This is a genomic window from Lachnoclostridium sp. An14 (assembly GCF_002160755.1).
In the GTDB taxonomy this organism is placed as follows: Bacteria; Bacillota; Clostridia; order Lachnospirales; family Lachnospiraceae; genus Lachnoclostridium_A.
Map to the genome: position 1 here is coordinate 15,909 of NZ_NFLE01000048.1, position 11,094 is coordinate 27,002.

13 protein-coding genes are annotated in these 11,094 nt (G+C 54.3%); all 13 read right to left on the reverse strand.

Annotation, left to right across the window (positions count from 1 at the left end; translation table 11 throughout):
• Nucleotides 1–3: 3 nt before the first annotated feature.
• On the reverse strand, nt 4–3,000 hold the full coding sequence (locus tag B5E84_RS18285) for a phage tail protein (RefSeq protein WP_087225786.1): 2,997 nt from the start codon (nt 2,998–3,000) through the stop codon (nt 4–6).
• A gap of 213 nt (nt 3,001–3,213) precedes the next feature.
• Nucleotides 3,214–3,576: a Gp15 family bacteriophage protein gene (locus B5E84_RS18290; protein WP_242963438.1), complete on the reverse strand. Its 363-nt coding sequence runs from the start codon at nt 3,574–3,576 to the stop codon at nt 3,214–3,216.
• On the reverse strand, nt 3,542–3,838 hold the full coding sequence (locus B5E84_RS18295) for a hypothetical protein (RefSeq protein WP_087225790.1): 297 nt from the start codon (nt 3,836–3,838) through the stop codon (nt 3,542–3,544). Before B5E84_RS18295 ends, B5E84_RS18290 begins: the two co-directional genes overlap by 35 nt.
• Nucleotides 3,839–3,856: 18 nt before the next feature.
• The gene (locus B5E84_RS18300; RefSeq protein ID WP_087225793.1) at nt 3,857–4,309 is read right to left on the reverse strand and encodes a phage tail tube protein; all 453 of its coding nucleotides are present in this window, start codon (nt 4,307–4,309) and stop codon (nt 3,857–3,859) included.
• Complete coding sequence (locus tag B5E84_RS18305) at nt 4,306–4,725, reverse strand: minor capsid protein (RefSeq protein ID WP_087225794.1); 420 nt, start codon at nt 4,723–4,725, stop codon at nt 4,306–4,308. Before B5E84_RS18305 ends, B5E84_RS18300 begins: the two co-directional genes overlap by 4 nt.
• Nucleotides 4,725–5,105, reverse strand: a complete 381-nt coding sequence (locus B5E84_RS18310; RefSeq protein ID WP_087225797.1) for a hypothetical protein — start codon at nt 5,103–5,105, stop codon at nt 4,725–4,727. Before B5E84_RS18310 ends, B5E84_RS18305 begins: the two co-directional genes overlap by 1 nt.
• Nucleotides 5,105–5,443: a hypothetical protein gene (locus tag B5E84_RS18315; protein WP_087225800.1), complete on the reverse strand. Its 339-nt coding sequence runs from the start codon at nt 5,441–5,443 to the stop codon at nt 5,105–5,107. Before B5E84_RS18315 ends, B5E84_RS18310 begins: the two co-directional genes overlap by 1 nt.
• Entirely contained in the window at nt 5,440–5,829 is a 390-nt protein-coding gene (locus B5E84_RS18320; protein WP_087225803.1) for a head-tail connector protein, read from the reverse strand. The genes B5E84_RS18315 and B5E84_RS18320 overlap by 4 nt, the downstream gene beginning before the upstream one ends.
• Nucleotides 5,830–5,842: 13 nt before the next feature.
• Nucleotides 5,843–6,826, reverse strand: a complete 984-nt coding sequence (locus B5E84_RS18325) for a phage capsid protein (protein ID WP_087225807.1) — start codon at nt 6,824–6,826, stop codon at nt 5,843–5,845.
• Between the two features lie 18 nt (nt 6,827–6,844).
• Nucleotides 6,845–7,468, reverse strand: coding sequence for a tellurite resistance TerB family protein (locus B5E84_RS18330; RefSeq protein ID WP_204248618.1), 624 nt, complete (start codon nt 7,466–7,468; stop codon nt 6,845–6,847).
• 381 nt (nt 7,469–7,849) lie between these two features.
• The gene (locus B5E84_RS18340) at nt 7,850–9,457 is read right to left on the reverse strand and encodes a phage minor capsid protein (RefSeq protein ID WP_242963439.1); all 1,608 of its coding nucleotides are present in this window, start codon (nt 9,455–9,457) and stop codon (nt 7,850–7,852) included.
• Entirely contained in the window at nt 9,447–9,722 is a 276-nt protein-coding gene (locus B5E84_RS18345) for a hypothetical protein (RefSeq protein WP_204248619.1), read from the reverse strand. Before B5E84_RS18345 ends, B5E84_RS18340 begins: the two co-directional genes overlap by 11 nt.
• Entirely contained in the window at nt 9,646–11,049 is a 1,404-nt protein-coding gene (locus B5E84_RS18350; protein ID WP_442911405.1) for a capsid protein, read from the reverse strand. The genes B5E84_RS18345 and B5E84_RS18350 overlap by 77 nt, the downstream gene beginning before the upstream one ends.
• Nucleotides 11,050–11,094 lie beyond the last annotated feature (45 nt).

Below are 11,094 nucleotides of genomic sequence, written 5' to 3' on the forward strand. Positions count from 1 at the left end.
CCTCTACGTCGTTCTCAAGGTGTACCCGGACCGTTTCTCCAGATCCACCAGTTTCTGTTTGATGTCCCGTACGTCAATGCTCACCGTCAGGTCCATGTTCTCAATCAGCTCAATGATGCGCTGCAACAAGTCAATCACGATCCGCAGATACTCGTCAGACATTCCGGAATTCATCCCCGCCGCCATCATAGCCGCCCGGTCCACCATCTCCTGCATCTTATCCTCCGGCGCCACGATCTCACCGTGATGACGGTTGTCACCGATCATGGCAAGCTGCGGGGTATTCGCCCGCACAAAGCCGCCCTCCGCCAGACGCGGAAGATGCAGCTCCGGAATGGTGGGGATCAGGTCGTCATCAATTCCCGGCACGTGATCTGCTACGTCGTTGACAGCCTCAATCATCTTGTTGATCGCCTTCACCACTCCGTTTGCCATCGTCTCAATACCGCCCAGGATCTTATTGATGATCCCTTTGATCGTGGACCAGATCCCTTTAAAAATATCCTCGACCTTTTCTTTCAGATTCTCCCAGGTATCATTCCACGCCTTCTTGATATTCTCCAGGGCCGTGGAAATCCCGGTTTTAATGGTGTCCATCACGCTGCTGATCTTCATGTGGATCGCGTCGATCAGCTGGCTGATGGTATCCCGGATCGCCTGCCAGATGCCCGCGGCAAACTCCTTGATCCCGGTCCAGACCGCGTCCCAGTTGTTCCGCACCGAATCCATCACGGTCTGAATGATCGAGGAAATGGCCTCCATCGCCGCAGACACCAGAGATTTCATCAGATCCCAGATAGAGGACAGGAAGGCTTTAATGCCCGTCCATGCCTTTTTCCAGTCGCCGGTAAATACACCGGTGAGGAAATCCAAAAGGCCGTTTAAGGCATCCAAAACGCTGTCAAGGATACTGGAAACCTGTTCTAAAAACCAGAAAAACGCATCAACTACAAGATCGATTGCTCCTGTAATATACGGCGCCATCGCATTGATGATCCAGTCCGCGAACGGTATCAAATATCCATCTAACAGAGCTTGAATCTGACCAGCCACAACTTGTACCAATTCAGAAACCTTTCCCACTAAAGAGTCGAACGTATCTGCTAGCTGAGCAAAGGCCCCCTCTCTCAGTTCCTGAATCTTATCCCCTATGTGCTGCAAAGCCGGCAAAAGCAAGGTGTTGAACGCCTGTAAAATAATGCCTACTTTGTCGGAGATCAGCTGCGCTATGAATCCAATAACGGGAGAGATAACCCCATCATATACATCATTAATTACCTGGCCAACATAAGTAAACGCATCTGCTATCAGGCCAATCGCCGGCGCCAGTAAATCGCCAAAGCCAGCTAAAGCCTCAACGATCTTATCCTTATTTTCAATAATGGGAAGTGCGAACTTTTCGAAGGCATCTGTCTTAACTCGTAAAAAAAGCTCCGATAAATTTAAAACAGTATTGCCAACAATCTCTATTAAAGACGCCCCTATATCTTTAAAAGAATCCAGCCGCAATACCGCAAAAATCTCTGAAACAGCCTGAGAAAGTTCTCCCGCTATCTCACTGACTTCTGAGCCAATATCAAATAACGAGATAAGTTTTTTCTTTAAAAAACCACTGTTTTTACTCAGATATTTGTCTACGGAACCGATCAGAAAATCGCCTATGCTGGCTCCAATCGAGGCTATGCTGCCAGTCACCCTTCCAAGGTTTTGCACAAAGGAATCGATAAATTGATCGGCTGCCTGCTGTACAGAACCATCTGTAAAAATCTCTCGCAGACTGACTTTGATATGCTCCAAATGCGCCTGGATACTATCCAGCACAGACGCATCCCCAAATCCCGCCTGGAATCCTTCCCGAAACAGCCCCTGCAGCTCCTTCACCCGGTCAATCAGAGCCTGATACCTGGCATCCACCTCGTCATCCAGCGGGGCGATCTCCCCCATATCAAACTGATCTGCCTGGTATCCGCCGCCGGCATCTGCACCGCCTGATCCGGATCCGCTGTCCCCCTGGTCGATGATATTCAGTTCGTCAATGCCCGTGGTGGCGCCTTTGATCTCCTTGGCCGCCTTCTTTGCCGCGCTCCCGGTTCCCCCGATGGCAGCGCTGGCATCCTCCGCGGAATCTGCCACCGCCTCCATCCCGGCAGCCGCCACAGATGCCCCGGAGCCTCCTGCCTTCCCGGTGAACATTTCCGTAAAGGCTTTAAACGCGTTGGCCAGGCTCAGCAGCTTGCCAATCAGGGTATTAATCACCTTGATCACCGGCGTCAGAACGCGGATCAGGCCCTGGCCAATGGTTGCCTGCAAGCTCTGAAACTGGAGCTGCAGCACGCGCACCTGGTTCGCCCATCCGTCAGAAGTCCTGGAAAAATCCCCCGCCGCCAGGGAAAGCTGCTCGGTAACAAACTGGTACCGCAGGGCAACCTTCTCCGCCTCGCTCATCTTGGCCGTCACCTTGCCGTAACCATTGGCCAGCGCATAGCTGTCCAGAGCAGTCTGGGTCATGACGATACCCAAATCCTTTAAGGTCTCCGTCTCACCCGTAAATACCGATTTCAGCTTGGTGTATGCCTCATCCTGGCTGATATTGTAAAAGGATGCCACATCCCCAGCCAGACCAGTAAGCGCTGCGGACATCTCATAGGCGGACTGCTCGTTAAACCCGAAGGCCTTCGCCATAGAGCCAAACGTACCCGTAAACTTTTTGGCCATCGTCTCCGACAGGCCAAACTGGGCCGCCGCGTTCTTCGCGAACGCGTCCACCTGTTTCGACATCTGCGGGAAGGTAACGTCCACTACGTTCTGCACTTCAGCCAGGTCAGAACCCAGCTCCACGCAGGCCGCCCCAAAATCCCAGATCTTTTTTACAGCAAAAGCGGCGGCCAATGCAGCCCCCGCCTTCTTCGCCAGGCCCTGAATCCCTGACATCTGCTTTTCAAAAGCCTTCTTATTCACCACCAAGTCCAGATTGATCTGACCGGCGTTTTCCTCTGCCATTATTCCTCACCTACCTTGTGCCTTGTCAAAACAAGCAAAGTAGGCTCGGACGCTACTCAACGGTGCGCTTTATGTGCTCTCCCCTTTGCGGATATTCTACCTGGTTAATTTTTCCGCAGCGCGGGCACTTGATCTCCCCCTTCACCAGCTCCACCAGCAAAAGAGTGCGCCCGCACCGCTCACATTTTATTTTTTCAATACCGCTCTCCCCCCTTACCCACACAGCTGGGCCATCATTCGCTCCAGCTGCTCCATCTGCCGCTCAAACGTCTCCGGGGTGACGGCCGCCGCCTGTCCGGCCCGCCATTCATCATAGATCCGTTTCTGATCCTTTGAAAAATGCCGGATCACGTTCTTGTCCGTCTCCGACCGGATCGCCACAACCCGCCCCAGAGGGGTTTCCGGAGCGATTCCGGCAAGCAGCGAACGGAATTCATCCCAGCTCACCGTTTCAAATTCCTTCGTCCGGATCCGCAGCCCGTACTGCGTCAGGAAACTGGACACGATCAGATCCCAGTCCCCAAAAAGATCGTAGTACGGGTCACCGCTCCCCCCGGCCATTTCCGTCGCCCGCAATTAAGGCCACTGCCTCCTGGATCACCACAATCAGATCCGCGAAATTCAAATTCACCTTCTCCAGCTCCTTCCGCGCCGTGCCGGAAAACATCAGCTCGAACACATCCATGATCTCCTTCACACCAGGCTCCCCATCCATCAGGTTCATCACCTTCAACATCGTGGGAGCATCCGCGTTTACCTCAATCGTTTTCCCCTTGATTGTCAGGCTGGGGTTCCCGTCAAAGCTCAGCTTGTCCGTAATGTCCACAACTTTTGCCATCTCTCACATCCTCCTTCCTTATGATCCAGATCCCGCAGACGCCGGCGTAAACGTCGGCTTGCCCTTGCAGTGCACCTCAAACTCCAGGCCGTCCACGTTCGTGCTGTCCCCGCCGGCGGGAGTCGTCACGCTGATAATAGCCGTAAACGCCACCTTCGCTCCAGAAGGCATCTCCCAGGCAAAGGGGGCCACCACATCATTTCCGCTTTTCCAGGCCAGACCCGCGATAAAATCATTTCCCGGATCGCCATAAGTCCGCTTGCCCTGAAAGCTGAAGGACAGCTTTTTGCTGGTCATCATGGCATCTCCCCAGCCCTCCGCCTCCATGGCGTTCCACTCCTCAATGCCCCCGTCAATGGAAGGGGCAAAATTCGTCAGGTTGGCGATCACCGTGTCCGCCTCGTCAGAACCGCTGATCCCCACTTTAAATTTGTTGTTAAAGACCGGATAAACCTTTGCAGTCTCGCTCATGTATTCCCATCTCCTTCCTTATTCACAATCAGATCCAGCCAGATCACGTATTCATACACCCCATTGTCATCCGTCCCCACATCAACAGGCTCCGGAACCTGCAAAATCAGGCCGCTGACGAACGCGCCTCCAATGGACAGGCTGGTCACACGTTTCAGCTTTTCAAACAACTCCCAGGCCGCCGCCTCTGACTCCGGTTTGCTCTTGTTCCAGTGCACCAACAGGGAAAGCTGCCGCACCCCATAAGAAGTACAGGAAGGGCCGCCCAGCGCCGTCACCGGCGGCCCGCTGCCCTTCCGCTCATATATCCCAATGGATTTCTGCTGCTTATTGTCCAGCTTGCCAATGTACACCCGTTCATCTGCCGCAAGCCCCATCCCGGCAATCCATTGGCGGATGCCTATCAGTTTCAGCATCACACTCCACCCACCTTTTTATAAAATCGCTTAAATGCTTTTTGCGCGAAATCCTCACTGATTCCTCCTTCCAGCCAAGGCTCATACCATCGGCCGCCTGCAAACGGATTTTCGTCTGTCTGGAAATGATATTCTGGATGAAAATATAACCGGCGCGCATAAGGGGTGCTAGAAACCAGAGACACCTTTCCTCTCTTAGACTTGCTGTAATCCACAAAAGTGGCATCTTCCTGCAAATGCCCAGTTTCAAATGGCATGAGCTGGGCTTGCACAACTTCCGTGTGCAGTGCCTCCGCCGTCATTTCCAGCGCTGTCACCGCCGCCTCGTTTAACTGCCGGATGCGGGGAAAATTCATTTTCACCGTGAATTTCACCTTCATCACATCACCTCCAGCGTACAATAGTTAACCGTCCCGTCCGGGTTGCGGTTCTTCGTCCCCTGGACAATCCGGCGGGTTTCCCCGAACACCGTCACCGTCCCGCCGCTTAAAGACGGCATCTCCGGGGCGATGTCTCCGGGAAACAGGGCCGTTCCCGTCACCTGTACCAGCTTTTTCTCTGCCGTCAGGATCGTCTTTGCCCGGTCCTGAAAATTGCAGGAAAGCTTCAGATCCGCAGTGTGTTTCGGCCCTCCCAGGTTGTTCAGCTCCTCGCTCTCCAAATGGACCCTGATCTTCGTTTTACAGAGCCTCTTTGGCACCAGACACGGATACTTCATCGCCCCACCGCCAATCTGCAGCACAGGCCGGTCTGGCAGAGCATGGCGTACACATCCCGGCGCATGGCGATCCCCTTATCCGTAAACACGTTCCAGGAACTGCCAAACTGGGCGGAAACGCCGTTGATACTGTAGCTCTGGAGAATGGTGTCGATCTCGTCGGCGTTCTCGTACTCAAACTCCGCCTGCCGGCAGACCACCTCCTTCACCATCTCCCGCTGAAACTCCGTCAGACCGGAAAATCCCTGACCCACCATCCGGTTATAGGTCAGGGAATCCACATGGCGGCTGGCCTGCCGGAGGAACCTCGCTGCCTCTGCCTCCGGGAGTACCGTTCCTCCAAAGTCCGCGTACTCCTCCGGCGTCACATACGGTTCATAGGCCATGTTCCCGCCCCCTTTACGCTCCGGTGTACTCCGTGGTATCCACGTCAACAAAAACGCTGTCGATCTTGCCGTCCCTGCCATTGGGGAACACAAACACGTCAGACAGGCTGCGGTTCTGGTACAGATACCCGTCCCCCTTCGTGTGGCCGCCCGGCTCAAAATAGTAGATGCTGGAGATCTTCGGAACAATCTTGCAGGTCTGCCCGCAGGCTACCAGCACATTGATCTTGTGGGCGCCGGTTACGCCATCTCCCGCGTCCTCCTCACTCTCCGCTACCTTTTTCCGCGGAAGGAATCCCCCATCCGCCGGCTCCCAGTCAAACGCGTCCCAGAACCGCTCGTCGTCGATCACTTCCATCACCGGCACGCCGTCAATGTCCGTTACCCTGGTCTCGATCCCCAGACCGCCCTCCGCAATCTGCGTCATCTCGATCTTGCGGGTAAACTCCGTGGACTGCTCCAGGGCGTCCATAATCGCACTGGTCACGTACATGATCAGGCTGCCGTTTGCCTTATACCGGCGCAGCTTTCCCTTTGCCAGGATGTCCTTCAACATCCCGAACACCTTCGCCTTGGTATAGGAAGATGCCGCCGTACTGGAATTGTACCCGGCCGTCGCCTGGGCCTTCTGGGCCACCTTAGAGAAGAACAGCGCGTCCGTCTCCGGCACCACCTGGGTCTGCTCAAACACGCGGGAAATGTTCTGGATAGAGGCCGTGGCATTGGTCTCATCCACATCCGCCTTGTCCACCAGAAACTCCACGTCCCGGTCGTGGGTCAGGGTAAACGGTACATCCGTCTGGGTATAGGTACCGGTGTTCCAGCCGCCGTTCCGGCTGTGGTTTTTATATCCGCTGGTGCTCATCTGGGTGAAATGGAAGGTCTTGGCGTCCAGCCATCTCACGTTACTGGTTACAAACGGGGACGTCAGGGTCCCCTGCATGAGGATATCTAAAAGCTCAGGCTCCCAGACCTGGGCATAATTTACATTCGGCATATATCATGCTCTCCTTTCTTAATTGTTAAACCGGTTCCAACGTTTTGCCGGCACTGCTACGGGCGGTGTGTGCGCCGTCTGCTGGGCCTGCTGCGGGGAATTGCCGGCGGCTCCCACCTGGACAAACCCGGTCTGGCCAGCTGCCTGCGGTTTCAGTCCAGGGACATCCTCCAGGGTCTGTTTGAGGGCGTTCGTAACCGCCTCCGCGTTTACATTCCCATCCTGCCCCACCGCCTGGCTCAAATCCGTCATCTTGATCAGGTACGGGATCGTCTTGGCATCCACACCCAGCCCCACCGCCGCCAGGATGGCCGCGTTCTCCACCTGGGCTTGTCTGGCCGCCGCCTGTGCCTGGGCCGCCTGGGCCTGAAGGGCGCCTACATCCGGCTGACTGGCCGCTTTCTGGGCCTTGAATGCCTGAATTGCCTGGGCCATCTCCTCCTGGGAGAGTCCCTGCTGCCTGAAATACGACTTTAACACCGTATCCTCTTTTGCAGACAAGGTTCCGTCCAGCATCTTCTGGATCTTATCATAATCGATCGTCGGCGGGGTTCCCTGCTGATTGCTCTGGGTCTGCTGCCCGGTTCCACTGGTTCCTCCCGTCTGCTGATTGGTCTGCTGGTTATTCTGGTTTCCTTCCATCGTCGTGCTCCTTTCCATTTTGAGAGTGTCACTCTTGATCCATCCATTTTCATCGGTGTCACCGGCCGCGCAGAGTTTAATGCCGTGCTCGCGTTTGGGCATAAAAAAGAACACGCATAGCTGCGTGTCCCCTAATCCTTACTTTTCGTGATCTTTTATAATTCTCCGTAGTTGTTCTTTCCAATCCTCATAGGTATAATTGGCACCTATACGAAACACCGTCGGTTCCCTACTGCCGGTTAGCTCAATCACTCTCCGTTTTAGCTCCTGCAATTCTTTATCGTTCCTCATCATTTCAATGAACTCAGGTTTCAACATATCCGTCACCTATAATCCCCATAAATGCCCTGTAGATCTCGGAAAGTTCTTCTTGAATAAATGCTACGGTTTCCGCATCTCCTTGATACAAGGCTGAAAAATATCCGCAAATACTTCCAGCTCTGTATATCCCGGAATGCCTATGTACTGCGAATCATGTGAAAAATTCCCTCTCACCTGATTATCTGTAATGCATCCAAGTATGTCGCTGATAAGACTATTATACTCGAATACACCATCTTCATCAAACAGTTTGTTATATTTTTCCGCGGCTGCTACAATCTGTTCACCTGCCTCGTAAATCGCCCTTGAGAACTCCAGGTGCATCGGACTTCCGAATTCATTTTGATCAATCCGATGGGCTAGTTCATGAATCATAGTCTCTCTTGCATCCAGGTAGGCATACTGTGGATGAGCTGGGTTAACAACAACCGTATCTGTATCGAAGTCATAAGCAAAAGCGCTTTCAGATGTTTCATCTAAAACAACAAACTCATCATTGGTATATTTTTCTACCAGGTCAACCATCTTAACAGGCGTGTCATCCCGATGCATCTTTATCTCATCTGAAACCGCATATCGTTTCCCTGCTTTCTCATCCCATTCTTCAGATTTCTGTTTATATTGTTTTTTATTATCCTCATCCAACGAATACGTAGCCAGCCTGTTATACTTCTTCACCTGCCGCTCTGCATACTGTTTCCGCTCATCCTCCCTGCTCGCCTGTCCGATCGCCTCCAGTTCCTCCTCTGTCCAGGTATCATCAGCCGTGGAGATGCCGGGAAAATAGGTGGTGTGGCTGTCCTTGCATCGGGGATGATAAAGACCGTGGGCAATGGCCTTGCTCACTAATGGATACCGTTTTCCCGTCTCCGGATCCACCCCATCCTTTGATCCCCCGCTCCACACGTCATCTATGAGCACCTTCCCGCAAAACGGCAGGCACTTCGGGCAGGGATTCCCGCGCTTGTTTACGATGACCGTCGCGATCCCCCACTCCTGCCGTTTCTCCCCCTCTCCCTGAAGGTAAGCCCGCTTGCTGGCTGTCCGGACCGCCATGTCCGCATAGTCCGATAGGGTATGTCGGGCACCGTTTGCGTAGACCACGCAGTTTAATCCACGGGACAGCAGGTCCTTTGTGGCCATATCCACAGCCTTTTCATAAGTCCCCGCCCCGGTATTGGCATACACCTGAGCGTTGAAAATCGCTTTCCGGTATTCGTCATCCGCCATCCGGAGCACCGCCGTTTCCGCCCGCTCCATGTCCGAAGTTGTGGCCTTGATCAGTGCCTCCAGTTTCCGCTCATTTAACCGGAAGAACTCCCCCGACAGCGCCTGATGGGCCGGGGAATGATTAGTACCAAACCCTTTAAAGCCCCTCCGGATCGCCTGCAGGATCTGTTTCTCCTGATCCATCCCGCCGGTCTCCTTCGCCTTCCGGATCAGCGCCTCGATTTCCTGGTTCATGGTCTGAAACTGGCCCTTGTACCGTTTCCGGTTCTCCCTCTTGTACTTTTCCAGGGCTTTCAGCTGCTCCGCCTGCCACATGGCCCACTGAATCCCTTCCGCCGTCTCCTCCGCCCGGTGACGGGCCATATTCCGCATCATAGAGGCAATCAATTCGTCCTCAATCGCCGCAAAGGCCGCGCCGATGCTGTATTCATCCCGCACTGATCAGCGCTCCTTCCGCCCCTTCAACGCCCGCCTCCTTAAGGCCTTTCCGGTTGGCATAGACCTTAAATCCCTGGGCCTTAAACTGCCTCGTCAACGCTTTTAGCTGCGTTATGCTCTGGCACTTGTCGCGCCGCAGTTCCGCATATCCCTGTTTCTCCAGGGCATAAATTCCAAAGGGAACCTGCTCACTGGCCATCTGCAACATTCCCTCGTACTCCTTCCGACTCATCCGGTACACCCGGCTCAGCACTTTCACCCGCATTCGGCTCTCCTCCTTCCATGCGAAGCTGGAATGGCCCGGCTGCCCTGCCAACTCCCGGCTCCTCTACTTCCGCGATCCCCTGCTCCGCCTTCAGGCGCCGTACTTCCTCCGCCTTCCACTCCTCGTCCCGACTGTCCCCGTAAAGCTCCTCCACCTGGGCCTCCACACTCATCACCGGAACCCCAGGGCGGGCCTTCGCCAGGGTCTCCACCTGGCTCTCAAAGGAGGGGTTGGCGTACTCCCCAAAGGGAATGTCCACCTTCACCTCCTCCGGAGCCTGCCCGGCCAACAGGCGGCAGCAATTCAAACAGGCCGCAACCAGCTCCGGCAACGTCTCCTGGAGCGCCTCCACGATGGCGTTGCGGGTGTACAGCGTCGCCTTCTCTTTCTCCCGTTGCGCCTCCGCATTATCCAGCTTTTTCACGTCAATCCCCAGCGTGGACGGGCTGATAATCCCCTGTAAACAGAGATCCAAAGCCGTCACATAAGAGGCCAGATAGCTGTCATGGGGAATGGATGGCTGTTCTGTCTGTACCTTATTCTCCGCTCCCTCTGCCATGTTGTTCTCTCCGGCAAAGAAACGGTTGTCAAAGGGGTTGGGGCGGATCGGTTTTCCGTTGTACGGGTCTTTCGGCACCAGACTCTCCGGAATATACGTCCTTGCCCTGCCGGCCCGGAGGGCATCCAGCCACTGGCTCCACACCTCATCAAAGGCGTCAAAGCTGTCCAGCTTGCCGTCAAAAATGCTCCCGCCGCGTCCCTCCCACTTAGAGCTCTCATACACTTGCAGGGGCACCGCCAGCATCACACGCTCATGGAAGGTGATGTCGTGAATGCCTTTCGTGCGCTCCGTGGCCGTCATTGCCGCCTCGCGCTCTCCCTGATACAGCTCGTTGCGGATGTAGCCGTATCCGTAATACTCATACAGCACATACTGCCGGCCTCGTTCCCGGAAGGGGGTCTTAAATACCACTTCCCGTAAATCATCCCCGTCGTATGTCAGCTCAATCCGGTCACCGGGATACCACTGGATCACAGGATACTCGCTTTTCTTGGTGTCCAGCGTGATCTTCCACGCCCCGTCACCGATGTACAGCACCTCCCGCAGCACCCGTTTCATCCGGGTCCGGAAATGATTCTTCTTCTCGATCTCCTCCCAGAGCTGCTCCTGCTTACCGGAATCAAAATCAAAGTCATTCATATCCGACAACACCACAGCCGTCAGCACCCGGACGATCAGAGACGGCAGCCCCGGATAGTGTAACTTTACCTGGGTAATTTCAAAAAATAAAAAATAAGACGACCTCTTTTTATAGTATAATGTAATCACCACAAAAACACATACGAGAAAAGAGGTCATCTTATGTTAAAT

What these genes read in the sequence shown, in the direction of transcription:
- B5E84_RS18285 (WP_087225786.1), bottom strand. Translation starts at nt 3,000, where the DNA reads ATGGCAGAGGAAAACGCCGGTCAGATCAATCTGGACTTGGTGGTGAAT.
- B5E84_RS18295 (WP_087225790.1), bottom strand. Translation starts at nt 3,838, where the DNA reads ATGGCAAAAGTTGTGGACATTACGGACAAGCTGAGCTTTGACGGGAAC.
- B5E84_RS18300 (WP_087225793.1), bottom strand. Translation starts at nt 4,309, where the DNA reads ATGAGCGAGACTGCAAAGGTTTATCCGGTCTTTAACAACAAATTTAAA.
- B5E84_RS18305 (WP_087225794.1), bottom strand. Translation starts at nt 4,725, where the DNA reads ATGCTGAAACTGATAGGCATCCGCCAATGGATTGCCGGGATGGGGCTT.
- B5E84_RS18310 (WP_087225797.1), bottom strand. Translation starts at nt 5,105, where the DNA reads ATGAAGGTGAAATTCACGGTGAAAATGAATTTTCCCCGCATCCGGCAG.
- B5E84_RS18315 (WP_087225800.1), bottom strand. Translation starts at nt 5,443, where the DNA reads ATGAAGTATCCGTGTCTGGTGCCAAAGAGGCTCTGTAAAACGAAGATC.
- B5E84_RS18320 (WP_087225803.1), bottom strand. Translation starts at nt 5,829, where the DNA reads ATGGCCTATGAACCGTATGTGACGCCGGAGGAGTACGCGGACTTTGGA.
- B5E84_RS18325 (WP_087225807.1), bottom strand. Translation starts at nt 6,826, where the DNA reads ATGCCGAATGTAAATTATGCCCAGGTCTGGGAGCCTGAGCTTTTAGAT.
- B5E84_RS18330 (WP_204248618.1), bottom strand. Translation starts at nt 7,468, where the DNA reads ATGGAAGGAAACCAGAATAACCAGCAGACCAATCAGCAGACGGGAGGA.
- B5E84_RS18345 (WP_204248619.1), bottom strand. Translation starts at nt 9,722, where the DNA reads ATGCGGGTGAAAGTGCTGAGCCGGGTGTACCGGATGAGTCGGAAGGAG.